This is a genomic window from Allobosea sp. 10N428, assembly GCF_056394545.1.
Map to the genome: position 1 here is coordinate 1 of NZ_JBFTIC010000007.1, position 23,858 is coordinate 23,858.

25 protein-coding genes are annotated in these 23,858 nt (G+C 61.8%); 8 read left to right on the plus strand and 17 right to left on the minus strand.

Annotated elements, in window-relative coordinates; translation table 11 throughout:
• Positions 1-2,196: 2,196 nt before the first annotated feature.
• The 4 genes from AC1DDA_RS20110 to AC1DDA_RS20125 are packed head-to-tail and all read left to right on the plus strand — an operon-like array spanning position 2,197 to position 8,027.
• Positions 2,197-3,069 (plus strand): TnsA endonuclease N-terminal domain-containing protein, encoded by an 873-nt coding sequence (locus tag AC1DDA_RS20110; RefSeq protein ID WP_476797102.1) that lies wholly within the window; start codon positions 2,197-2,199, stop codon positions 3,067-3,069.
• Positions 3,050-5,134: a Mu transposase C-terminal domain-containing protein gene (locus tag AC1DDA_RS20115; protein WP_476797103.1), complete on the plus strand. Its 2,085-nt coding sequence runs from the start codon at positions 3,050-3,052 to the stop codon at positions 5,132-5,134. The genes AC1DDA_RS20110 and AC1DDA_RS20115 overlap by 20 nt, the downstream gene beginning before the upstream one ends.
• 11 nt (positions 5,135-5,145) lie before the next feature.
• Positions 5,146-6,216 carry a TniB family NTP-binding protein gene (locus AC1DDA_RS20120; protein ID WP_476797104.1) on the plus strand — a complete coding sequence of 357 codons (1,071 nt, stop codon included), beginning with the start codon at positions 5,146-5,148 and terminating at the stop codon, positions 6,214-6,216.
• On the plus strand, positions 6,216-8,027 hold the full coding sequence (locus AC1DDA_RS20125) for a TniQ family protein (RefSeq protein ID WP_476797105.1): 1,812 nt from the start codon (positions 6,216-6,218) through the stop codon (positions 8,025-8,027). Before AC1DDA_RS20120 ends, AC1DDA_RS20125 begins: the two co-directional genes overlap by 1 nt.
• A 749-nt stretch (positions 8,028-8,776) precedes the next feature.
• Here the strand turns inward: AC1DDA_RS20125 and AC1DDA_RS20130 are convergent.
• The 9 genes from AC1DDA_RS20130 to soxY all read right to left on the minus strand — a co-directional run bounded on the left by AC1DDA_RS20130 (position 8,777) and on the right by soxY (position 16,051).
• The gene (locus AC1DDA_RS20130) at positions 8,777-9,163 is read right to left on the minus strand and encodes a c-type cytochrome (RefSeq protein WP_441509867.1); all 387 of its coding nucleotides are present in this window, start codon (positions 9,161-9,163) and stop codon (positions 8,777-8,779) included.
• Between the two features lie 39 nt (positions 9,164-9,202).
• A complete protein-coding gene (locus AC1DDA_RS20135; protein ID WP_441509868.1) occupies positions 9,203-10,474 on the minus strand; it encodes an FCSD flavin-binding domain-containing protein in 1,272 nt (423 codons plus the stop codon).
• A gap of 4 nt (positions 10,475-10,478) precedes the next feature.
• A complete protein-coding gene (locus tag AC1DDA_RS20140; RefSeq protein ID WP_441509869.1) occupies positions 10,479-11,003 on the minus strand; it encodes a DsrE family protein in 525 nt (174 codons plus the stop codon).
• A 35-nt stretch (positions 11,004-11,038) separates the two neighbouring features.
• The gene (locus tag AC1DDA_RS20145; RefSeq protein ID WP_476797106.1) at positions 11,039-11,359 is read right to left on the minus strand and encodes a c-type cytochrome; all 321 of its coding nucleotides are present in this window, start codon (positions 11,357-11,359) and stop codon (positions 11,039-11,041) included.
• A gap of 5 nt (positions 11,360-11,364) precedes the next feature.
• Entirely contained in the window at positions 11,365-12,114 is a 750-nt protein-coding gene (locus AC1DDA_RS20150; RefSeq protein WP_476797107.1) for a c-type cytochrome, read from the minus strand.
• A complete protein-coding gene (gene soxC / locus AC1DDA_RS20155; RefSeq protein ID WP_441509872.1) occupies positions 12,098-13,372 on the minus strand; it encodes a sulfite dehydrogenase in 1,275 nt (424 codons plus the stop codon). Before soxC ends, AC1DDA_RS20150 begins: the two co-directional genes overlap by 17 nt.
• Before the next feature lie 46 nt (positions 13,373-13,418).
• The gene (gene soxB, locus AC1DDA_RS20160) at positions 13,419-15,116 is read right to left on the minus strand and encodes a thiosulfohydrolase SoxB (protein ID WP_476797108.1); all 1,698 of its coding nucleotides are present in this window, start codon (positions 15,114-15,116) and stop codon (positions 13,419-13,421) included.
• 99 nt (positions 15,117-15,215) lie between these two features.
• On the minus strand, positions 15,216-15,545 hold the full coding sequence (gene soxZ, locus AC1DDA_RS20165) for a thiosulfate oxidation carrier complex protein SoxZ (RefSeq protein ID WP_441509874.1): 330 nt from the start codon (positions 15,543-15,545) through the stop codon (positions 15,216-15,218).
• A gap of 41 nt (positions 15,546-15,586) precedes the next feature.
• Positions 15,587-16,051, minus strand: coding sequence for a thiosulfate oxidation carrier protein SoxY (soxY, locus tag AC1DDA_RS20170; RefSeq protein WP_476797109.1), 465 nt, complete (start codon positions 16,049-16,051; stop codon positions 15,587-15,589).
• Between the two features lie 167 nt (positions 16,052-16,218).
• Here soxY and soxA point away from each other — a divergent pair, with 167 nt between their 5' ends.
• The 3 genes from soxA to AC1DDA_RS20185 are packed head-to-tail and all read left to right on the plus strand — an operon-like array spanning position 16,219 to position 18,564.
• A complete protein-coding gene (gene soxA / locus AC1DDA_RS20175) occupies positions 16,219-17,049 on the plus strand; it encodes a sulfur oxidation c-type cytochrome SoxA (protein WP_476797110.1) in 831 nt (276 codons plus the stop codon).
• A gap of 10 nt (positions 17,050-17,059) precedes the next feature.
• Positions 17,060-17,668: a sulfur oxidation c-type cytochrome SoxX gene (soxX, locus tag AC1DDA_RS20180; RefSeq protein WP_476797111.1), complete on the plus strand. Its 609-nt coding sequence runs from the start codon at positions 17,060-17,062 to the stop codon at positions 17,666-17,668.
• A gap of 8 nt (positions 17,669-17,676) precedes the next feature.
• Positions 17,677-18,564 carry an MBL fold metallo-hydrolase gene (locus tag AC1DDA_RS20185; RefSeq protein ID WP_476797112.1) on the plus strand — a complete coding sequence of 296 codons (888 nt, stop codon included), beginning with the start codon at positions 17,677-17,679 and terminating at the stop codon, positions 18,562-18,564.
• Positions 18,565-18,571: 7 nt separating this feature from the next.
• Here AC1DDA_RS20185 and AC1DDA_RS20190 read toward each other — a convergent pair whose 3' ends face one another.
• From AC1DDA_RS20190 to AC1DDA_RS20210, 5 genes are all read right to left on the minus strand, one after another.
• Positions 18,572-19,378: a sulfite exporter TauE/SafE family protein gene (locus AC1DDA_RS20190; RefSeq protein WP_476797113.1), complete on the minus strand. Its 807-nt coding sequence runs from the start codon at positions 19,376-19,378 to the stop codon at positions 18,572-18,574.
• Positions 19,379-19,560: 182 nt separating this feature from the next.
• Positions 19,561-20,454, minus strand: a complete 894-nt coding sequence (locus tag AC1DDA_RS20195) for an MBL fold metallo-hydrolase (protein WP_476797114.1) — start codon at positions 20,452-20,454, stop codon at positions 19,561-19,563.
• A gap of 11 nt (positions 20,455-20,465) precedes the next feature.
• Positions 20,466-20,924 (minus strand): DUF6691 family protein, encoded by a 459-nt coding sequence (locus AC1DDA_RS20200; protein WP_476797115.1) that lies wholly within the window; start codon positions 20,922-20,924, stop codon positions 20,466-20,468.
• A gap of 7 nt (positions 20,925-20,931) precedes the next feature.
• A complete protein-coding gene (locus AC1DDA_RS20205) occupies positions 20,932-21,360 on the minus strand; it encodes a YeeE/YedE family protein (RefSeq protein WP_476797116.1) in 429 nt (142 codons plus the stop codon).
• Complete coding sequence (locus AC1DDA_RS20210; RefSeq protein ID WP_476797117.1) at positions 21,357-21,584, minus strand: YgaP family membrane protein; 228 nt, start codon at positions 21,582-21,584, stop codon at positions 21,357-21,359. Before AC1DDA_RS20210 ends, AC1DDA_RS20205 begins: the two co-directional genes overlap by 4 nt.
• A 55-nt stretch (positions 21,585-21,639) precedes the next feature.
• Between AC1DDA_RS20210 and AC1DDA_RS20215 the strand changes: the two genes are divergently transcribed.
• Positions 21,640-21,987, plus strand: coding sequence for an ArsR/SmtB family transcription factor (locus AC1DDA_RS20215; RefSeq protein ID WP_476797118.1), 348 nt, complete (start codon positions 21,640-21,642; stop codon positions 21,985-21,987).
• Here AC1DDA_RS20215 and AC1DDA_RS20220 read toward each other — a convergent pair.
• The 3 genes from AC1DDA_RS20220 to AC1DDA_RS20230 are packed head-to-tail and all read right to left on the minus strand — an operon-like array spanning position 21,962 to position 23,852.
• Entirely contained in the window at positions 21,962-23,035 is a 1,074-nt protein-coding gene (locus AC1DDA_RS20220) for a YeeE/YedE family protein (RefSeq protein WP_476797119.1), read from the minus strand. The genes AC1DDA_RS20215 and AC1DDA_RS20220 overlap by 26 nt on opposite strands.
• A 31-nt stretch (positions 23,036-23,066) precedes the next feature.
• The gene (locus AC1DDA_RS20225; RefSeq protein ID WP_476797120.1) at positions 23,067-23,447 is read right to left on the minus strand and encodes an ArsR/SmtB family transcription factor; all 381 of its coding nucleotides are present in this window, start codon (positions 23,445-23,447) and stop codon (positions 23,067-23,069) included.
• A 12-nt stretch (positions 23,448-23,459) separates the two neighbouring features.
• Positions 23,460-23,852, minus strand: a complete 393-nt coding sequence (locus AC1DDA_RS20230) for a thioredoxin fold domain-containing protein (protein ID WP_441509887.1) — start codon at positions 23,850-23,852, stop codon at positions 23,460-23,462.
• Between the last annotated feature and the right edge of the window lie 6 nt (positions 23,853-23,858).

The window sequence follows — 23,858 nt, forward strand, 5'->3', positions numbered from 1 at the left end:
GGCTACAGGCCTCCCGCGCCAGAGGTCTTCATCCCAGCCATGACCGCGCGGCCGGCTGCGCAAACCAGACCGGCTACGCCGCCCGCGCTAGCGCCGAGGCCAACCGTACACTAACAATCACATCGGACCTCTCCGCGGGGGCGGATCAGGACCACGACTGTAACGAGGCTTCGTCACATGCGAGCAGTTGGGCTTCTTGACGCGAGGTCAGCTGCCACCGACGGGGGATGCTGATAAACGTTCTCATCCCGGGCGCGCTCAGGCGCGCCCGCTCTTCGAAGTTCCGTTCCATCGAGCTACCCGGTTATGAAGGACCTAGTAACGAACCAGGCGAGCACGGCGTCTCGAGTTTGGTCGAGGCCAACTTGTGATCTCGACAGTTTTTCGCCGGGCTTTTCGGAAGCCGCTCCAACGTTTGCCCGCAGGAGAGGAAAGCCGGGTGTGATGCCGCTCCCAAGGGACAGCTAAATCACTTTCTAAAACGCCGCGGATCGCTTCGAGCAACGCCAAAATCGCGCCTCCCGGCGTCTTTCTTTGGAGGTCACCTAAGCGGCCGTGCCTAATCAGGTCCGAGAATGCTGAAAGACGCATAACATGCGGAAAATCGGCGACGGCGGTCAGCCGATTTCTGTCGCCAACGAGAAAGAGAACATGCCTGCTCGAAATTGCCAGAGTTTCGCAGATCACTGGCCAAGCGGCTCGGTTCGAGGCTGTTCGGAAAATCTCACCCGAAAAATACCTGTCGGGTATGCCAGGCACACAGCTCAGCACATGTTCGTCGAACGATCGTGGCCAATTCGCCCTCAGGGCGATCCTTATGTCTAGCCGCCGCAGCGCCGCCCAAATGAAATCTGCTCCATCGCGTGGCTTGCAACCTATGTTGCCTTCGAGGCGCCCAAACTCGACGAAGGCGCCCGCCCCGTCGAAACACACAGCCCGAATTGTGTCCACGAGTGCAGCCCCATCTTCATGTCGTCCATCCGGCGCCGAAATTGCTCGGAATCCGCTTCGTCAGCTACGAGCACCGCATCAATGACCTAACGAAAGCGCGCCTGCGACGGCGCCCGTCTCGAACTAGAGGCCAAGCCGGTTTCTTGCTGCGCTGGAATTCGCCCCGACCTGCAACGTAGCCAGACGCCCGATAGCATCGCGAGCACCCAAAACTCGCGTGAGCGTAGCCGCTGCATCATAGCCCGCGAAGGGGCGCTCAATCTCAGAGCGCGGTTCCGATAGGAGGTCCCCGCGGGGTTCGTGTCGAGTAGAACGCGAGGAAGAGATCGAGAGAGTCTTCCCAGCGGTAAGCCACCCCTGAAACGCATACCAGGCACTCCCCTGACCCACGCCACTGGAGTGACCATATCACCATGTTATTATATCTGCAATATACTCTCTAGCGGAGCCAGCTACCCACGCTGCTCGACGTCAAAACGTCTCAGGTAACAGACGACCCCAACGAAATTAGACCCCGCGACGAATGCGACGCCGGCACTCTCCAAGGAATCGCGCAACTTTGCGATCAACGCCGATTTAGGCGAAATAAAGCCGTTCTCAAAATCGTTAATCGTCTTCCGCGAGACCCCAGAGGCTCGCCAGAGCCACGCCTGAGTCACGCCGGCCACCTCTCGCGCAGCCTGACATAAGAACCCTTGGATTTCGGATGTCGGTGGGAGTGGGGCCAGATTCAACTGGGAGACCGGCAACGGCCTTGACTTTTCCGTATGAAATATTTTTATATTCGTAGCATAGTCCCATTGATTGAGCTGGGAGGGTGCATTCTGAGCAACATCACCCGAACCGCCGGATCGGCGGGATTGTCGCTTGATAGAGGGCTCGCGCATCAAGAGCTCGTATTGCTGGCATAACGGTCGCCTGCCCTTGCCCGGAGCCGGCCCATACCGAACTGCTTACAGGCGAGCGTCATCCTGCGATAGGTCCAAGCGACCCAGCGAAACGCCTGCAACCCAAAACCTACGGAGCGACGTCCCAACCTGAAATATCCACAGCATTTAGGGCGGGTTGGATTGAGGAATCATACCGATTGATCCAGCATATAAAGAGAGTGAGGCGCTTAATTGAAGCGTCAAAGCCTCCGCCAAAGGCTTAGGGTATATTTTCGCCGTTTTAGTTGCTGCCCTCGCGTAGCCTGATCGCTAGAGATCTATAGTCGTTTGAGCGCTTTCCTTGCCGAGCGGTACGATGAGCGATTCATACAACGCATCTTCTGAACTGGTAAGCTGGGTTGCGGAACGTCTCAATGAGCCAGTTCCAACTCGGCGTGGCCCTAAATCTGCGATTAAAATCCGGCGGTGGGATTGCCCGCGCCAACCAAGCGCTGACGCTGCGTCGTTTCTCACAAGAAGACACCCCGCGCTGTGCGACCTGTTCCCCGCCGTGCCGGAAATCAAAATCGGCCCGTCAGGTAGATCATGGAGTCGCGGCCTCCGCTGTCGATTTTACAGCTGGAAGGCTCAGAGCACCCTCCGGTTAGACTCCACGCTGGAAATGGATCACGCAGCAAATTGCGAGGTCGACCCTGATGTTACCCGCATCGTCCCGCATCCCTTCTCCATAAAATACACGCTGCTCGGTAAGGAGCGTTCCTACACACCGGACATTTTTACTATTGAGAATGGGAAGATGAAGGCCGGAGAGGTCAAGATGGAAGCGGACGCTGCGAGGCCAGAGAACGAGTTGCGTTGGCCAAGAATAGCACGCTCGCTTAATGACCTTGGCATAGATTTTGAAGTGTTCACTGACGCTTCGATCCGCAACTCAACTCACCATCAGAATGCGAAGCTCATTCTTGCGCACCGGATGGCAACACTGCCCGAATGCCACATTCGAATGCAGATCTGTGAATACGTAGTTGCTTCCGGTGGCACAAACGCCAAGGCGTTAATGGAGCGGTTCTCGCTCAGCTTTGACGTTCTCTTGGCGCTCACTCGCCAGGGCTTCATCTCAGTGGATATTTCACGTCCCGTCGATCACAGCTCGACTTTCACCCGCGGACATCGCCCAAAGGCGGATCCCGTGCGCGAGGAAATGTTTCATGCAAAAGCACTCGTTTGAGCAGGGAAAAATAGTTCTGGTGGAAGGCAAGCTCTACCGCCTTCTCAATTGTGTTCAGATCAAAGGTTTGCCGCACTGGCAGGTGATACAAGTTGGCGTCGAGTTTGAGCCGATTGTCGAGTGCCACAGCCTGGAGCTATTAGAGAAACAGTTGGGCGACGGAACGCTCGAGTTTCATGAGGAGCACAACGGATCGACGGCAACGGGTTCGGAGCGCCGGAAAAGTCGGCTTCAACTCTCAAATAGGCCGGAGGTAGAGCGAAATTACATAACCTTCTGGCGAGCTGTAATTCGTGCTGTTAGCGATGCTTCTTTCACGAGGGCTGCCTATTCTGTTGCCGGCAATGACGCTCTGAGCCAGAGCGAACTATCAGTTGTTCTAAAGGATGCCGGCGCCCGTCTCGGTACCAAGATTTACGGCAAACCCAAGAATGTCAGCGTTTCCTACTACTACAAGATCCGGAAGCGTTACATATCCGGCGACCTAACGGATCTTGAGCCCAATTATCGCGCGCGAGGCAACCGGAAGCAATTGCATCCCTTCGTGAAGCGTGCGCTGAACGAGGCAATTACTGAAAGACTCCAGGAATGCAGCCACGCTCACGGCACCGCCCGCTCTCCAACTTTTACGTCGCAAAGCGTGCAAGCTCGACTTCTTAGGAAACTGTTAGTACTTCGTGAGGCCCACCCCGGCTTGGTTGATGTATTGGTGGTGCCGTCGCGAACTACTGTTTGCAAGGCGATTGCAGCCGGCGATCAATATCAACTGCTCGCCGCAAGAAGGGGAATAACCTTTGCTCGGCAGTCTATGCGCAGGCCATACGGCCATGCGGAACCCGAAGCATGCCTAGAGCAGACGCAGTATGACGAAACGCGCTTAGACGTGTACTGCTATTGGGGCGAACGCCGAATTCCTCTTGGAAAGCCCTATTTCTCTTGGATGATTGACATCTATAGCGGCGGCATTCTTGGTTTTTACCTAGGGTTCGAGCCGCCAGGGGATGAAGTATTTTCAAGCGTCTTGCGCCATTGCTGCTTACCCAAATCATACATAGCCCACCATTACCCAGATATTGGGATTCCTTATTTAATGTCTGGTATTCCTCGACTGACGACATTTGATAACTCGTTGAGCGCGCATGGAAAAACCCTGGAGCAGATCTATGGCGACCTCGACATTCAGTACAAATTTTGCAGGCCACGCGAGCCTTACACGAAGCCAGACGTCGAGAGTGCATTTAGCGTTATTAATCGCTCATTATTGCAGAATATGCCGGGTTACGCGCCGCCGCTAAAACTTATCATTGGCGACTATGATCCGCTGAGGAACGGATTGATCTCATTTGAGCAGTTGTTGTACATTATCCACAAATGGATTATGGAACGCAACAGCAAACCTCTCCCCCATTCTACCTCGCATCTCTCTCCAAACGAACGTTGGATCGAAGGAACCAAGCTCGTCAAACCGCAATTCCTAAGCACGAAGATGAATCTCGACGCGATGTTTGGAATTATGCGTGACGCTACGGTCAACCATAAAGGCGTCCGCTACAAGAATTTATGGTACTACAGCGACCAATTACACGAATTTCGCTACCGGAACGGATTGACAGCTTCCGTTAAGATAAAAGTGAATCCGAGCGACATTTCCAAAGTTTACCTCCTTGACAACGAGCGCCACTGTTTCATCGAATGCAATTCGACAAACCCCAGCATAACCTCTGGTATGACGCTTTTCTGTCACAAGATCACGCTTAAGCATCAGGAAAAATTGTTTGGGCGGGATAGATCGGTTGAGGCTTACCTGCAAGCCAAACTTGATCTGGAGGATCAGCTGGCTGCCTGGATGAGCGAGGACTTTGGCGTTGGCACGAACGCGCGCGTCGCGCGCGCCCATGGCTTGGGCACACATCATTCAAACAGGATGCTGATCCCCGCTCAACCCCACCCCCAAATCTCGCAGGATCAGCAGTTCTCCGATGGCTCGCCACCACCTCGTGAGGCCAAAAGCCTAGCTACGCCACTCATAATTCCGACACTACCCACTTCGCAGCTCCCGGGTTAGGCGGGGACCTCATGCCAACTCACAACACCGTCGCCAGCTTGGACAGATTGTTCATCATGCACCCCTCGTTTATGCAGGTGGTCGACCGGCTGCTTTTCGGGATCAAATTCGCGCAGGAGTTGTCAGAAAAGCCCAACTTCCTGATTACGGGGCCGACCGGAGTCGGAAAGACGACGCTTCGGAAGCACCTGGAGGGGATGTTTCCTCGGCAACTAGACGGACGCAGGGTTCATACAGGCCACGGCCTCGAAGCTACCTGCGACAATATTCCGGCGTTGTCCATAATGATGCTCAAGCAACCCACTGCAAACTCGATAGCTCGATCTTTGCTGCGCGAGTTAGGTGATCCCGCCTGGAAGAAAGGGGACAAGAGTGAGCTCACATATCGCGTAAAGCATTATCTTCGGATGTGCGGAGTTCAGATCGTTTTCATTGACGAGGCTCAGCGCGCGGTCGATCGAGACGGTGTTGTGCGTCGATATGATATTGCGGATTTTCTAAAGGACATTCATGAGCTGGGCGGCGTCAGCATTTGCCTGTTTGGCATGGGGCGAACGAAGCATCTGTTCGCACACGACGCGCAGATCCGCAGGCGATGGGATAACGAAATCTCCTTAGCTCCCTACGTCTGGTCTGATCCGGCTGGAAACGGAAAGGCGGCTCGGGAAGCGTTGACCTTCATGAGCATCCTGAAATCCTATGCCGACACCCTGCCAATCCCACTAGCTGACGAGGTCAATGTTTCCCAGCCGATGACCGCCCGGCGCTTCTATTTCGTAACAAGCGGTGTCATCGGATCTCTGAAAAAATTGCTGATCAAAGCGACCGAGATCGCAATGTACCAGAGCTTGTCCGAAATCGATTTTGCAACGCTCAGCAGTGCATTGGCCGAGGCATTTATTTCCGACGAGTTCGATGTTGCTAATTCCGGTGATCCATTCGTGGCTCACTGGGAGGCTCGATTGCCGCCCCCGCTCCCAGATCACACGATGCTGCTTGAACGTCCCAAAAAGAGTCGAGGTGGAGGCACCAAGCGGGAGAAAAAGCACAACGTTGTTGGCACGCTCACCCGGGCTGCATGATGTCGACACGACTGGTAATACGCATTGCCCCCAACGCCTCGGAGCCGTTGACTGCGAATTTGCTGAGGTTGGCGGAAGCAAATGGCTTTCGAAACATCCGCCCGCTACTTTCACTGGGGCGCTTGCCAGGAAGCTTTGCAACAGAGCCGTGCGATTTTTCTCAACTTGCAAAGCTCTGCGGGTGTGAGCCAGGCCAGTATTCCTCGACCGCTCTCTGGTCGGGGTGTCCAGATAGCCAGACATTCCAAATCAACGGCCACGAGATTGGGCGGAATTTGGTTTCTGTTTCGACGCAGCGGATCTGTTGCGAATGCCTTTCAACGGGGGCCAGCTATCAAGCTCTATGGGATACCTACGGCGTTGTTTGTTGCCCGACCCACGGTTGCTTCTTAACCGATACTTGCTCCTCGTGCGGAGAGGTATCGACATGGCTGCGGCGAGGAATTTCGCGTTGCCGCTGTGGTCAAAGCTTCGCTACTCCATCAGCTTTGCCCAGCCCGCGTTTGCTATCAATCTCGGAGGCACTGACGGCCCTTAAAGATGGCCGCGCGCTGGATCCTACGGCTATGCCATTCACTAGCCTGCGTTCAGCCGTTTCCCTGCTGAAGTTTTTGTCCTCGTGGAAAGACGGACAAGATCGAGGGCGGAGCTTCCGGATCTCAAAGCCCACCATCCAAGCTAGCGGTATCGCTCTTCACGATTGTGCAGATGCCCTGTTGGACTGGCCATACGGCTTTTGGTCCTGGCTGGAGCGGCAGCGTCGAGACACTGCAAGGCAAGGATCTCTATCCGCTGCGTATGGAAAGCTATTTGACTCCCTACGGCGGAGCCTCACGGGTTTGGAAGCTGATAACATCCTCGCGGAAGCACGGCGATTCGTTTCATTGTCGCCGGAAGCTCCGTTCATCAAGTCGACAGCATACTTTCGCTCTAAGGACCCAGAACCGGGAGAATACGTCCGCATTGAAGAGGCCGCGGAGCTCCTGGGTTTGAAGCGCCGAGAACTGAAACTGCTAGTCTCCGCAAAACAGTTGGTCGGTGAGCGTAGGATAACCAAAAGCCGGGTGCACTGGGTTCTGACGCGGAGGTCTGTCGAGAAATTTCGAGCCCAAACCGCCCCCTATTTCACCCTGCATGAAGCATCGATTCGTTTGGCGATTCCTGTAAGGTTGATGAAATCGATTGTCGCAATGAGAAATATTAGCCCGATAATCCCAGAACAGCACCGAGGCGTATTTTCGGAGAGAGATCTAGCGCAGTTTGTCTGGCGTCTAGATGCGCTAACCGCACCGGCGACTGCCGATGCGATAAGTATGCGTGAAGTTTTTTCTCGCAGTACGGGCAATGCGCTAGGCGTATTTTCGGCAGTTTTCGCACGCAAGCTGTCCATTCACCGAGCGACACCATCAAAGCGGCCGGTGACGCTTTTGGATTTTCTCGTCAGCGATCCCGGCGTAGTTAGCAACACCCCTCGAGCAATCAGCGTTCACGTGGCCGCGAGGGCTCTTCAGGTCAATCCGCGCATGATTACCGCGTTGACCAGAAAGGGCTTGCTCGACACATCGTCGGGCGGACGCATCCGCGATCGGAGCCGGATTTCCTCGGCGTCAGTCGAGGCTTTTCGGCGAAACTATATCCTTGGGAGCGAGGTCGCGACGGCAGCCAAGTCCAGCACCCGAGCTATTATTTCCAGATTGCGGTCCGCCGGACTGCAGCCAATCGTGCCACCCAACTCAACTCGTGGGATATCCTCAGTCTGGCGGCGATCCGACGTTAGTTCAATTCTCTCATTCGGTGCCAGAAAACTCTAATGGACGAAAGGCCTAAGGTAACGCCCCCTTTGGCCAGGCACTAATGACTTATGCGCGGCGGTGCCGAGCGCGGTGCCGGCTTGGTCGGTTGAGCGCGAAGAGCGGCAATGGTTCGCCCGCGGCTAGGCTTCCAGAAGGTGACAAGCGGCGGCAGCCGAATGTTGGAGCTGGCCCCTCGCCGACGTCTGGAGCCGCAGCCGTCCACGATCCGCAACGACTTGGGTGCGGCCAAGCCGATGCATGCAGCGCATTGAGCGCGTAGGCGGCCGCGAAGATTGCCAATAGGGCACTGGCGACCCAGAGGCCATACACGATCAACTGGCGCTTGAGCGCCGCCGTCGCCGCAGACACCAGTTGGGCGACGAGGCCGCCCATGGCCTACTTCGCGGCCCAGAAGCCGATGACAACTCCGGCTGCCGCAGCCCAGGCAAGGGCGCGTAGCGGCTGAAGGTTCAGGCTAGCGTTCGATCGATAAGCCGCGCATTCGGGCGCCGTTCTCTCCGACGCAGGAGACTCCAGTCTCATTTTTTGATTGATGCAGACGATCCATTCTCATTATTTGCTAGAAACTGTCTCTTGTTTTGATTGACGCGTCTTTCTTATGTCATTGTAAGATAACAACGTGCATTCTCGCTTTTTGACTTACGGACCAGCTTATCCGAACGCCTTGAATCGGGACCGAGGCTGCGACTCGCGGGTGCAAGGCCGCGAACGGGAGACCAGCCGCCGGATGGCGGCCGGTCTGTAAATCACATCTTCTTGCCGTCCTTGCCGAATTGTTTGAGGAAGGCCGTCAGATCCATGATTTCCTTCTCGTTCTTGATGCCGGCGAAGACCATCTTCGTTCCCGGGATCTTGGCCTTCGGGTCCTTGATGTATTCGGCGAAATTGGTTTCGTCCCAGGTCAGATTCGCCGCCTTGTTCGCCGTCGAATAGCTGTAGCCCTCGACCGAGCCCGTATGGCGCCCGAAGAGGCCGTTCAGCTCTGGACCAACGCCATTCTTAGCCGTCTCACCAAGCTGGTGACAGGCCCTGCACTTATTGAAGGAGCGCTCGCCGGCGGAGACATCCTGCGCAGGGGCCGGCTGCGCCGCGACAAGTGCGAGCAGGAAGGGAACGGGGATCAACGTCTTCATCGGATTCCTCTGTGGCGGTGTGAACAGGAAAAAGCTGCGCTAACCGAGCATGTCGGCCGTCATCGCGGCATACCAGGACAGGTTCTCGACCTCGTTCTGCTTACGAAGCTCGGCCGCTTCGCCGTTCTGGGACACGAAAGTCTCGATCGCCGCGATGCGTCCGTCGCGCGGCTCGTAGCGCCCGCCGACCTTGATCGCGTCGTCGGTCTCGACCAACGACCAGCAGGTGTTGAGATAGCGCGGCGGAAAGCTGCGCGCGCCCGTGAGCTCCGCGCGGATCGTCATTGCCGCGACCTTGGCCTGGCTGTTGGCCGCGAAGGCGGATTTCGGCATATCACCGGCGATGCAGGCATCGCCGAGGACGTAAATGTTCGGATCGGCCGCTGATTTCATCGTCGCGGGGTCGATCGCACAATAGCCGCCCATGGGCGCAAGGCCGGCGCTGCGCGCGATCTCGCCGGCCATCTGCGCCGGGATCACGTTGACGAAGGCGCAGTCGCGGTAGGTTTCGAAGCCGGTCACCACGGTGTTCGTCGCCGGATCGACCGACTTGATGCCGTCATGCACCTTCGGCCCGAGCCATTCGATCATGGTGCCGTAATGCGCCTCCCAGCCTTCCTGGAAGACTCCCTGCTTCGAGAAGCTTTCCTTGGGATCGAGGATGACGATTCGCGCATCGCCCCGGCCGCTGCTCTTGAGCACATGGGCGAACATCGAGGCGCGCTCATAAGGTCCGGGCGGGCAGCGATAGGGATTGGGCGGCGCGATCATCACGATGGTGCCGCCATTCGGCACGGCATCGAGCTTGCGCTTGATGAGCTGCGTCTGCGTTCCCGGCTTCCAGCCATGGGGCATCGCCTCCTCCCCGGCTTCCGACCAACCGGGAACGGAATCATATTTGAGGTCGATGCCGGGCGAGACGACGAGGCGATCGTAGGGCAGCCTGCGGCCGTCGGCGAGCACGACCTCGCGCTTGTCTCGGTCGATCTGCGTGGCGCGGGCCCTGGCCAGCGTGATGCCGTGCCGGCTCACCAGCGCATCATAGCGATGGGTGATCTCGTCGTAGCTCTTGAACCCGCCGAGATAGAGGTTCGAGTGGAAGCAGGTGTGGTAGAGCTCGTTCTCCTCGACCAGCGTTACGGCAAGGGCCCCGCCGGTGTCCTTGGCCAGGTAGCGGGCGGCTGTGGCCCCGCCGGCACCGCCGCCGATCACCACCACTCGGGGCCTGGCCTGGCCGAGCACGGCAGGCGCCGCCAGCGTCGCCGCGGCGATGAGGCCGGATCGCATCAATCCCCTGCGATCGATCCGCATGGCGCTAACCGATCTTCATATAGGCGAAGCCCTTGGACTGCAGCGCCGCGACGGCAGCCACTCCCGAGGGCACGAAGCTGATGAAGGACGCGTCACGCGCCTTGGCCTTGTCGATCCTGTTACGCTGAAAGGTGATCTCGCAGAGGTGGATCCGCAGGCCGCTCTTGGCGACATCCTCGACCCGTTCGAAGATTTTCGGCACCATGGCCTCGTCCGCCCAACTCGTTCCCTCCAGGGAGTTGAGGAAGAACTTGACGCCTGCACCATGGGCGACGACGACGATCTGCAAGGCGAAGGGATCGGCCCCATAAGCCGAATAATGGTTCGAAATATTCGTCAGCATCTGCACGAAACGCTGCGGGTCGCCAAAATCGCAGTGGTATACGCAGGCGACATCGGCCTCCTTCTTGAGATCCGCCAGGCTGACCTGTGGCGGAGCGGCCGCGGCTGCCGTCGCAGCGGCGGCCAAGCCAGAAGCCGCAGCCGCGAGCAGCCCGCGGCGCGATGGTATCCCAGCGCAATCCGTCATCGTCTTCCTCCCTGTTCGCCGCCGCATATCGACGGTCAGGGGGCCGTTTTCAGCCCCTCGTAATAGGCGGCCAGAGCCGCGACTTCCTCCGCGGAAAGCTGCCGGGCGACGTTGCGCATCGCGGCGTTGTCCCGGTCTCCCAAGCGATAGGCGTCCATCAATGCAGTGAACTGATCCACCGGCATTCCCGCGAGCCCAGGGATGGCGCCGGCCGTCGGCGCATTGCCGTGACAGGTCGCGCATTCCGCCGAGAGATATTCACCGAGCGCGCGATCGCCCGCGGCATGGGCCTGCCCGACAGCCAGCCCTGCCGCCACGGCGGCAAAGCCAATCCAGCCGGACGTGCCCTGTGCCATCCCCATCAATCGACTTTCGGCGCGGTCTTGGAGTCCGGCGTCACGTCGAGCACAGTGGCGCGCCCGGTGATCCGCACCTCGGTCTTGCAGTCCTTCATGCAGGGCTGCCTGCCCCAGAACGACTTTTCCGTCGTCTCGCGGTCGTCGTCGTAGAAGGCGGAGGCATTCGGCAGCTTCACCGAGGTGAAGTTCTTGTCCGAGAGCTCGAAATCCTCGTCCTTCACGATGTCGTTCAGATAGAGCAGATAGGCCGTCAGCGCGTAGACCTGATCCGGCTCCAGCGACTGCGCATTGCCGAAGGGCATCGCGCGATGGATGTAGTCGTAAACCGTCGAGAGATCGGGCCAGAACGAGCCGATCGTCTTCTCCGGCCGGTCGTCCTTGAGCGAACCCTGCCCGCCCGCGAGCACAGGCCAGCGACCATTGCCCTGCCCGAACTCGCCATGGCAGTTGGCGCATTGCGCCTGAAAGATCTCGTCGCCCTGGCGGACCGTGCCCTTGCCCGGCGGAAGGCCCTTGCCATCGGGCCGGACATCGATCGACCAGGCTTTCACTTCCTCGGGCAACGCCTCGCGGCCGAGACCCGTCTTGGCGGGAGCGGCCAGGGCCCCGCCGGGCGGCGGCGACTGGACGGCATGGGGCTGCTTCGGCTGGGAATGCTGCTTGTGCGCGGGCTGTGCCAGCAGGGGCCCGGCAATAGCGACCACGAGCCCGGCCGCGCCGGCGAGCAGCGCGATCCTAGGAGATTTCGACATTCTCGGTCTCCCCGTTCGGCTTCACATGCCAGGTCTGGATGCCGTTGTTGTGGTAGATGGAGTTCGCGCCGCGGATCTTGCGAAGTTCCTCCTTCGTCGGCTGGACGTAGCCGGTCGAGTCCATCGCGCGCGACTGCACGAGCAACTCGCCGCCATTCCAATCGAAATCGACATAGAAGCGCGTCAGCGATTTATCGAGAACAGGGCCGTCGATGCGTGCCTGCTGCCAGTTCTTGCCGCCGTCCAAGGTGACGTCGACACGCTTGACGGTGCCGCGGCCCGACCAGGCGAGACCCGAGAGCACATTGCGGCCCCTGGCCTTGAGCGGCGCCTGCGGCGAAGGGTTGGTGACGACCGACTTCGCATCCATAATGAAGGTAAAGCGGCGCGAGCGCCCATCCGCCAGCAAGTCGGTGTATTTCGAGGTCTCCTCGCGCGCCATCCACGGCATGTCTCCGACCTCGATGCGGCGAAGCCACTTCACCCAGAGATTGCCTTCCCAGCCCGGGATGACCGCCCGCAGCGGATAGCCCTGCTCCGGGCGCAGCGCCTCGCCGTTCATGGCGAAGGCGACGAGCACATCGTCGAGCGCCTTCTCCAGCGGCAGGGACCGGTTCATGCCGGCAGCGTCGGCCCCTTCCAGCATCAGCCATTTCGCGCTGGGCTTCAGCCCCGCCTCGGCGAGGATCACCTTCAACGGCACGCCCGTATACATGACGTTGTGGACCATGCCATGGGTGAACTGGCAGCCATTGAGCTGCGACCCGCGCCATTCCATGCCGGAATTCGCCGCGCATTCGAGGAAGTGCACGCGATTCTCGCGCGGCATCCGCTTGATGTCCTCCATGGTGAAGACGAGCGGCTTGTCGACGAGACCGTGGATCATCAGCCTGTGGTTAGCCGGGTCGATATCGGCGATGCCGGCATGGTGACGCTCGAAGCACAGCCCCGAGGGCGTGATGATGCCGTCGAGATCGTGCAGCGGCGTAAAGTTCACCGAGGATTCCGGCGAGGCCGTGAGCCAGGGCACGTCGCGACGGATCACATTCTTCTCGAAGCGCGAGGGCGAACCGTAAGGGTGCTTGTCGACCCCCTCGCCGAGATAGCGGTTCCAATCCTGCACCTCGGTAATCAGCGGATCGGGCTTGGCCGTTTCCGCGCGGGCGACGCCTGCCGTCGCGAGGCCGGCACCGGCCAATGCGGCGCCACCGAGGAAACCACGCCGGCTCGGCGCCGGATTGTCAGCGTGCGAGGTCATTCTCTCATGTCCTCCGATCGGTTTCGCGGCCAGGCGGTCGCGGCGCTCATGCGCCGCTGACCTTCACGGCATTGTTGGGTTTCGGCGCGATCGTCTTGGTCGCGGCCACATGATCGCGCACCACGTCCCAGATCGGCGGGCCTTGCGTACCTTCGTTGACGCTCGCCCAGCCCGAGACGACATAGTGCTTGCCGGCCTCGATCTGCTGGCCGGATTTCAGGTGGGTGAGCTCGGAGATGCGGCTGCCCATCGGCTTGGCGATGTCGATCGCGTAGCCCATGCCGCCGACTCGGACCATGTCGCCACCGCCCTGGAAATAAGGGTCGGGGTGGAAGATGTTGTCGGCGACGTCCTCCAGCACATCCTTGAGCTGCTGGCCGGTCATCTCCATCCGGTAGCAGTTCGGATAGGTGATGGCGGTGGCGTTGGTGATCGCTTCCCAGGTGATCGCCTCGCCCGGCAGCAGCGAGCCGCCCCAGCGGAAGCCCGGCGAGAGCGTGATCTCGGCGTCGCGCTGCTGCATCATCGCATCGCAGATCAGGTCGTCGAAGGTGCCGTTGAAATTGCCGCGACGATACAGCAGCGCGTCCGTCCGGCCGATCTCCCTGGCGAGATCGGCGGCAAAGGGCTCGCGCAGCTTCGTCACCAAGGCAGCCATTTCAGGGTCGGGCGCGATCGCGTCGGCGAAAACCGGCAACAGCTTGAAACGGAGATCGGCGAGCTTGCCGTCCTTCACCGAAAGATCGAGACGCGACAGGAACTTGCCATGCGAGCCGGTCGCGACGAGCACGGTGTCGCCGACGCGGATCAATCCCGGCATCGCGTCATGGGTGTGAGCCGTCAGGATGACGTCGATACCTTTGACCCGCGAAGCGAGCTTGCGGTCGACGTCGAAGCCGTCATGCGAGAGCAGCACCACGACATGGGCACGCTCGGCGCGGGCCTCGTCCACCTGCTTCTGCAGTTCCTCCTCGCGGATACCGAACTCCCAGTCCGGGAACATCCAGCGCGGATTGGCGATGGCGGTGCGCGGCAGAGCCTGGCCGATGACGGCGATCCTGGCGCCGCCCTTCTCGAAGATCTTGCGCGGCGGGAAGACCGGCTCGTTCCATTCCTTGTCGCGGATATTCTGCGCGAGGAAGGCGAAAGGCGCGGTTTCGACGATCTCCTTGACCCGGTCTGCACCAAGCGTGAACTCCCAATGCGAGGTCATCGCATCGACCTTCAGCGCCGTCATGGCGTCGACCATGTCCTGGCCCCTGGTTTGCAGCGCGCTCCAGCTGCCCTGCCAGGTATCGCCGCCATCCAGCAGCAGCACGTTGCCGTCGCCACGCTCGGCCCGTACCGCCTTGACCAGCGTCGCGATACGATCGAGGCCGCCCATGCGGCCGTAGTTGCGCGCAAGCTGGACGAAATCGTCAGAGGTGAGAGCGAAGGCGTCGGGCGTTCCCGCGGCGATCTTGAAGTAATCGCGGAAGGCGGCGTCGGTCAGATGCGGCGGCAGGCCCTTGACCTCGCCGACGCCGAGATTGACCGAGGGCTCGCGGAAGTGCAGCGGCACGAGCTGGGCATGGATATCGGCCAGGTAGAGGATGGTGACCGTGCCCAGCGGATCGAAGCGCAGGATGTCGGCCTGCGAGAGCTTCTGCTGCGCGGCGGCACGTCCGAGGGGACCGAGCCCCGAGGCGGCGGTGATCGCCGCCGCCGCGGCCGTCGCCTGAAGAAATTCGCGTCTTGAGATCATGGGTCGTCCTTCGGAGACGCGCATGTCGCGCCCCGGGAGATGATCGATGGTCGAAGCGGATCCGTAGGCGCCCTCGGAGCGCGCCGGCGGGGACCGGCGTCAGCCGACCGTCAGCTTGCTCTTGGCCGTGTAATCGGAGCCGTCGTCATCCTTCCAGACGAAGGTGAACTCGCCGGACTCGGCGGCCTTGAAGAAGAAGGACTGGTAGGGATTGGCGGAGATCGCCGGGTTCCAGTCCGCAACGAAGACCGGCTTGCCGTTGAAGCTCGCCGTGAACTTGTTGATGATCTTGCGCGGGATCGTCTCGCCCTTGGCGTCCTTGCGCTGCCCGGATTCCATTTCATGCGAGATCAGCGTCTTGATCTCGATCATCTCGCCGGGCGCAGCCTTGGCCGGGACGCGGACGCGGGGCGTCGGTTTCGTGCTCATGGTTTCCTCGCCTTTTTTCGTCGTTTCGCCGGGTCGGCTTATCAGCCGCCGCAGCCGCCGATCGTGACCTTCACATTCGCCTTGGCGGAGTAGAGGTCGCCGTTCGACATTTCGGCGATGCAGATCACATCCTGCGTCTGGGCGAGGCGCATGCGGGTCGCGGCGGAAGCCTTTCCGCAGGCCGGCGTGAACTGGTAGCTGACCACGCCGGGCTGCGGATTGCCGTCGGCGAAGACGTGGACCGCCTTGACGTGATCGGCATCCGTCATCGGGCTTTCGACCTCGACATTGACCGGTACGACGAGGCCGTTCTCAGCGATTTCCGGGACGTCGAGCTTGATCTTGCCCGGCGCCATCTTCTTGTCGCCGTAGAGCTTCTTGATCTCGGCAGCGACCGCTTTCTCGTCGGCGAAAGCCAGGCGCGGCGCGATCGCCGCAGCGGCGAAAGCCATGGCCGCGGCCTTGATCGAGTCGCGGCGCGACAGCCCTGAAAGGCCCTTCTTCATTCGCGTTCCTCCCTGGAACTGGTCTCATTTTAATGCTTGACGGGGCGGCGAAACGCCGCACATCATTTGCACGTATCGTTATATCGATTTTTTTGAATGTAAAGCCCCTCGAAGGGCTGAAGGCACCCGCAGCATAAGCGGGCGATGAGGAAACGAAAGGGCTAGGGATGAAGATTCCGGTGATCGCGGCAACCGCATTCGCGGCTGCCCTGACATTTGCTGCCGGCCTCGTGTCGGCGCAGTCACCACAGGACGACAGCGAGAAAGAGATCGAACGCTATCGCCAGATGCTGTCGGACCCGTTCTCGAATCCCGGCTTCCTGGCAGTCGATCGCGGCGAGGCGCTGTGGAGCGAGGCGAGAGGAACGAAGAACGTTTCGCTCGAAGGCTGCGACCTCGGCGAAGGCGCCGGCAAGCTCGAAGGCGCCTATGCGAAGCTGCCACGCCATTTCGCCGATGCGGACAAGGTCATGGATCTGGAGCAGCGCCTGGTCTGGTGCATGGAGAAGGTCCAGGGGCTCGACACCAAGGACGTCGTCGCCCGCCGCTTCTCCGGTCCAGGCAAGGCCTCCGACCTGGAAGATCTCGTCGCCTTCATCGCCAACAAGTCGAACGGCATGAAGATCGAGCCACCGCTCTCGCACCCGAAGGAGAAGGAGGCGGCCGCCGTCGGCGAGGCCCTGTTCTACACCCGCGGCGGCGTCAACGACTTCTCCTGCGCCACCTGCCATGCCGAGGAAGGCAAGCGCATCCGCCTTCAGGGCCTGCCGAATCTCTCGGTCAAGGGAAAGACCGCGCAGGAAACCATGGCCTCCTGGCCGACCTATCGCGTCTCGCAGAGCGCGCTGCGCACCATGCAGCATCGGCTCTGGGACTGCTACCGCCAGCAGCGCTGGCCCGAGCCGGCCTACGGCTCGGAGGCACTGACCGCCCTGACCGTCTTCCTGGAGACCCGGGCGGAAGGCGGCGAGCTCAACGTTCCCTCGATCAAGCGCTGAGGACAAGACGATGCTGAAACTCGCCATCGCGCTCGCCGCCGGCGTTCTCCTCGCCGGGCAGGCGGCTGCGCAGGAGCGCCCGGGCCAGGCGGTCATCGACGCCTATCTGCACTCGACCTTCGGCAAGGCCTCGCCGGAATGGCAGGCCCGGATCAAGCCCGACGAAACCCTCGCGATCTGCAACACGACGCGGAACAATCCGTCGTCGGCGCAGTCCGACGAGATCCTGAAGCGTGAGGCCACGCGCGTGACCTACCCGGCCGACGGCAAGTTCCTCGGCGATTGGAAGAAGGGCTACGCCGTCGCCAATAACGGCCGCGGCGGCCAGTTTTCCGATCCGCCCGGCACGGTCGCCGGCGGCAACTGCTTCGCCTGCCACCAGCTCGATCCCAAGGAAGTGAGCTACGGCACATTGGGCCCGAGCCTCACCGCCTATGGCAAGGACCGCAAATACGATGCCGAGACCATCAAGGACGCCTACACCAAAATCTACAACTCGATGGCGGTGGTGCCCTGCTCCAACATGCCGCGCTTCGGCGTGAACAAGGTCCTCAGCGAGGCCCAGATCAAGGATGTGATGGCCTATCTGTTCGACCCCGAATCGCCGGTCAACAAATAGGCCGGGCCATGCTGACACGCCGCCTGCTGCTCGCCGCCGGAGCCGCGAGCCTCGCCGCTCCGGCCGCCGCCCAAGTCGTGACCAGGCTCGGGCCCGAGGCGGAGCAGCTCACCATCCTGAGCGATGGGGGCTTCGAAATGCCGCTCGCGATGCTGGCGCGCGAGGTGCCGACCGACGCGATCGCGGCCGAGACCGGACCGGCCGATCCCTATCGGACGGTGCTGAACATCACCTGCCTGCGGCGCGGCGCCGACCTCATCCTGTTCGATTGCGGAGCCGGCGCACATTTTCTGCCCGGCTCGGGGCAATTGCAGGAGAGCCTGCGCGCTGCCGGCATCGAGCCGGAAGCCGTGACGCATGTGCTCTTCACCCATCTGCATCCGGATCACTTCTGGGGCGCGCTCGACGAGTTCGATAGCCCCCTCTTCCCGAATGCGCGCTGGCTCGCCGCCGCCCGGGAGATCGATTTCTGGACGGCGCCGAAGGTCTACGAACAATTGCCGGCCGACCGGCACGCCTTCGCCGCAGGGGCGCAGCGCATCGCCAGAGGGCTTGGCGACAAGCTGGAGCGTCTGCAGGCCGGGGGCGAATGGCTGCCCGGAATCGCGGCAGTCGAGACGGCCGGTCACACGCCCGGACACGTCTCCTTCGCCTTCGAGGCGGGAGGCCAGCCCGTCATGGTTCTGGGCGATGCGTTCACCCATCCGCGAATTTCCTTCGCCTATCCCGAATGGCGGCCCGTATCCGACCAAGACGCCGATGTGGCGGTCGCCACGCGTCGATCCCTGCTCGACAGGCTGAGCGCGGACCGGACGATCGCGATCGGCTATCATCTTCCCGGAGCGGCAGGCCGTGTCGAAAAGCACGGCGCGGCCTATCGGTTCGCCGTGAGCTGAGCGGCGATCAGGTACCAACCCCGCCGAACACCGCGCCATAGCCGCGCCACACGACGTAGAAGCCCACCAGCGCGACAATGCCAGCGAAGACACGCGTGAGCAGCGTTTTGCCGGCTGCGAGCCGATGCGCGAGCAGCGTCCCTCCGATGCCGCCGGCAATCCCGCCGGCGACGAAGAGGGCGGCAATGCGCCAATCGACCAGGCCTGACAGCGCATAGGACACTGCCGTTGTGATCCCGAAGGCGGTGACCGCGACGAGCGAAGAGCCGATTGCCATGATCATCGGCATCCGCGCCGCACCCATCAGACCCGGCACGATCAGGAAGCCGCCTCCGATTCCGAAGAACCCCGACAGGCCGCCGACCAGCCCGCCCATGCCGAGCAACCTCGGCAGCAGCGTCCTGGCCGTCGCCCGGCCGAGCGATTGGAACGCGACGCCATCGCCCTTCTTGCGAACAAGCATCATGACCGCGATCACGATCATCAGCAGCCCGAACAGCAAAAGCAGCTTCTGCCCGTCGAAGCGCTTGCCGATGGCCGAGCCGGCAGCGGCTCCGGCGATGCCGGCGGCGGAAAAGACAAGCGCGCAGGGCCAGCGCACATTGCCGACCCGCGCGTGCCCGACGAGGTTGGAAAATGCACTGAGCGCCACCGCGACCGAACTGGTGCCGATCGCGATATGCGGGGAGCCCACGCCGACGACATAGACCAGCAGGGGCACGGCCAGGATGGAACCGCCGCCACCGATGAGGCCGAGAACGAAGCCGACCAGCGAGCCGGATCCGACCGAAGCGATATCGAGCGCCGCGATCATGCCGCGAGCTCCGCCTTTGCGGCGTCCGCCCGCCCGATCCGTCCCGATCCCAACAGGGTGTCGTCGATGCATTCGATCTGCATGGTCGTCCTCCCGAGTCCGGCGCCATCCGCGCTCTCTCTCTCTCTCTCTGGGCAAGGTCGGAGCCCGTGAACCGGCCCCCGGAGTGGATCGCGGGCGGTTCAGAGCACGTTGAGCGGCACCTTGAGGAAGCGCTTGCCGCTGTCGTCGGCCTTCGGCAGCTCGCCGGCCTTTATGTTCACCTGCAGAGACGGGATGATCAGCTTCGGCATGTCGAGCGTGCGGTCGCGCGCCTCGCGCTTCTCCACGAACTCATCCTCGCCAATGCCGTCGCGCACATGGACGTTGTGCTCGCGCTGCTCGGCGACCGTGGTTTCCCAGCGGATTTCACGGCCATTGGGACCGTAATCATGGCACATGAACAGCCGCGTCTGCTGCGGCAGCGCCAGGACCCGCTTGATCGAGCGGTAGAGCGTGCGCGCATCCCCGCCCGGAAAATCGGCGCGCGCGGACCCGCCATCCGGCATGAACATGGTGTCGCCGACAAACGCGGCGTCGCCGATGACATGTGTTATGCAAGCCGGCGTATGTCCGGGCGTATGCATGGCGAAGGCGGTCAATCCCCCGATGCCATAGGTGTCGCCATCGGCGAAGAGCCGGTCGAACTGGCTGCCGTCGCGCTGGAATTCGGTGCCTTCGTTGAAGATCTTTCCGAAGGTTTCCTGAACGACGGTGATCCGTTCGCCGATCCCGATCCTGCCGCCGAGCTTGCCCTGGATATAGGGCGCGGCCGAGAGATGATCGGCATGCACATGGGTCTCGATCAGCCATTCGAGGAGAAGCCCGCGCTCGCGGATGAAGGCGATGATCGCGTCGGCGGACTCATAGGAGATGCGGCCGGCGGCATAGTCGATATCCATGACGGAATCGATCACCGCGCAGGCGGTCGAGGCCGGGTTTTTCACGACGTAGCTGACTGTGTTGGTCGCCCTGTCGAAGAAGGCGGTGACCTCGGGCCTGGTCGCGAGGTCGACGGGATGGGGAATGCCTTGCATGGGATCGATCCTCAGCTGCGGTGAGCCGGCGCGGTCGGCGATGTTGCCGGGCTTGCGGCGAGCCGCCGCGCGAGAGCCATCCCGGCCAGCATCGCCACGATGAAGACGAGAGCGGGCAGGCCGCCGGTCAGGGTGGCGACAAGAGCCGGGCCCGGGCAGAAGCCGGCGAGCCCCCAGCCGATGCCGAACAGCGCCGCCCCGGTGACGAGCCGCCTGTCAGGCCGGTTCGCTGCTGGCAATGCAAAGCGCTTCGCAAGCAGCGGGCGGCCCCGGCCCAGCACGAGACGATAACCGACCAGGGTCACGCCGATGCCTCCGGCCATCACGAAGATCAGGCTCGGATCCCACGTTCCGCGCGGTATGGCGCCGAGATCGAGGAAGGCCAGGACCTTGGCCGGATCCGCCATGCCGGCCAGGATCAGGCCGAGACCGAAGACGAGCCCTACGAGGAATTGGATCAGAATCGACATGGTCGGCTCACAACAGGTGCCGGACGACGAAGACGGTCGCGATCGCCGTCGTCATGAAGGTCGCTACTGCGATGAGCGAGCGCAGCGAGAGCCGCGAGAGCCCGCAGATGCCGTGTCCGGAGGTGCAGCCATTGCCCCAGACCGAACCGAAGCCGACCAACAGCCCCGCGGCCGCGAGCACCGGCATCGCCACGCTCACCTGAGGCACCGGCCAGACCCCGACAAGCGCCGCATAGGCGAGAGGCGCCAGCACTAGCCCCAGGACCATCGCGACGCGACCGGAGGTCTGCCCGTCGCGCTCCGGCGGCAACAGACGCGAGACGATACCGCTGATACCAGCGATGCGTCCCTGGAACAGCATCAGCGCGACGGCCGCCAGGCCGATCAGCGCCCCGCCGGCAAGCGGGGCGAACGGCGCAAAGCTGGTCGCGATCATGACGAACGCCCCACGCCGCAAGTGCTGATGCCAAGCAGACCATACACGGGGCAATGCCGGATGGTCGCCGTCAGGAGCATCACCGCACCCCACGCGGTGAGCGCGTATTTCCAGGCTCCGAGCGGCGCGGCCCAACCGGCCAGCGGCGGTACGAAGGCGGCTGCGACGAGCACCGCGCCGAAAATGAAGCGCAGCATGCGATCGCGAGAACCGATACTGACCATGTCAGGCTCCGGGTCTATTTGATATGCAATAGTCGATATATATCGAAATTAGAATATGTCAATCACGATCGCCTCCGGAGCCGGCCTGACGGCGCCGCCAATCGAGAAAGCTGCCGCCCTGCTCGGGGCCATGGCGAATCCGCGGCGGCTGGCCATCCTGTGCCGGCTCGTCGAGGGCGAGGCTGCAGCCGCGGAATTGGCGGGCGTCACGGGCCTGAGTTCGGCCGGCGTCGCGTCTCACCTCGCTCAATTGCGGCGGCTCGGCCTGATCGCCGCGCGCCGCCGCGGGATTTCTGTGATGTTTTCCCTGGCGAGCGCGGAGGCGGCGGCCGTTCTCGAAACGCTTCACCGGCTCTATTGCGGAAGCGAAGCCGGTGTCAGCGTCTCTGCAGAAGCCCTCTGAGCGAGCCTTCCATCAGAAAGGCGATGCCGATCCTTGCCCCGATCATCATGCCCGCGATCGCGAGCGGCCAAGAAAGCGCCATCATCGAACCGGCCGAAATCCCCTGCCCGATCGTGCATCCCCCTGCCAGCACGCCGCCGCCGCCCATCAGCACGGCACCCAGCAGATGGCGGCGCATTTCGCGATCGTCATCGAACGCTTCCCAACGAAACTCCCTGTCATAGAGCGCGGAAAGGAAGGAACCGAGCACGACGCCGGCCAGCGTTCCGATACCGAATTCGAGCAGCGCCGCCGGCGCCGTCAGAACCGCGTAAAGGGCGCGGCCGACGGGCGAAACGAAGGTCAGGCTCTGGGCGCGCGGAACATGCTCGAAAGCGTCGACCGCAACGCCCGTCACCCACCAGCCCGCCACAACCGCCAACCCCAGCGTCGCCCCGGCGATGAGCAGGCGAGGCGACCGCCGCAGCCGCGGATCGATCCAGACCAGCGTTCCGAGCAGGGCGGCTCCGAGCAGCGTCAAAAGCAGCCGGGAGTGCGGAAACCCGAAATAGTCCAGCACGCTGTCGAGATTGCCTTTGATCTGGCCCGGCAGCGGCCAGGCGACCTTTTCGAGGACATCGATACGAACGGGCGCCAGCATTCCGCGCAACGTGGCATAGGCCACCGAGCCGAACACCATCATGACGATCAGGCTGCGCAGATCGCCGGCGCCGAGCCGTACCAAAGAGCCGAAGCTGCAGGTTCCGACCAACGCCATGCCGAGCCCGAACAGCGTGCTGCCGACCATGATCGACAGCCATGGCAAGGCGGGCTGGACATAGGTCGAGCTGGAGGGGTCGAGCAGGCCGAGAGCGACCAGAGACTGCGTTCCTGCGAGCGCGACCGCGAGGGCCAGCCCGAAGATGCGCAGCCGGCGCGTATCCCCGCCGATCCAGGCATCCTCGACCGCGCCGAAGGAACACAGCCGCGCGCGCCGGACCGTGAAGCCGCAGACCGCTCCAGTTGCGACGCCCGCCAGCGCTGCGCCCCAGGCGGAGAACTCCGTCATGGTCCGAGCAGCCGGTCCGCCGGAAACGGGCTCACAGCTTGGTCGTCTCGCTTGCGCCGGTGCCGCAGAAGATATCGTAGATGACCGAGATCACGCGGCGGACATCGTCATTGGCGAGGCTGTAATACATCGCCTTGCCGTCGCGCCGCGTCGTGACGAGCTGATCCAGCCGGAGCCGCGCCAATTGCTGAGAAACCATCGGCTGACGAAGCGAGAGCAGGTTCTCAAGCTCCGTCACCGTCCTTTCGCGCTCGGCCAGCAGGCACAGCAGCAGCAGCCGATTCTCATGCGAGAGCGCTTTCAGGAAATCGCTCGCCTTGCGCGCCTTGCGCATGAGCTGATCGAGCTCCGGCGAGAATTCGGCGCCGTCGCGCAGCTCGGTTTCGAGCGCTTTCGAGACGATCGCGGTCATTCTGCCCCCATCTCAAGGCTTCGGTTTGCCATCGCGCTTGTCCATGCCAGCTAAGAGCTGCCCGAGCAAACCCCAAAACATATCGTCGTTCAGATAGCCGGTGATGCGGCCGACTTCACGGCCATCGTCGACCAGCACAAAGGTTGGCGTCGCGATGACCGGCTCCCGCAGGCCGGCATCTCGCACTCCTCCTGCCGAAAGATCGATGCGCCTCAACGGGGCGAGCGCGCCTTCGCGCGTCTTGGCGTAGACCGGCGCGACCTCGCGCTCGAAGCGGACGCAAAACGGGCAGCCGTTGCGCCGGTACATGACAAGTTCCGCAGCACCTGCCGATGCGAGGGATTGGGCCGACAGCACAAAGGCTGCCGCAGCGATCTTCCCCCCATGCCACCAGCTTGCAATCATATCGAC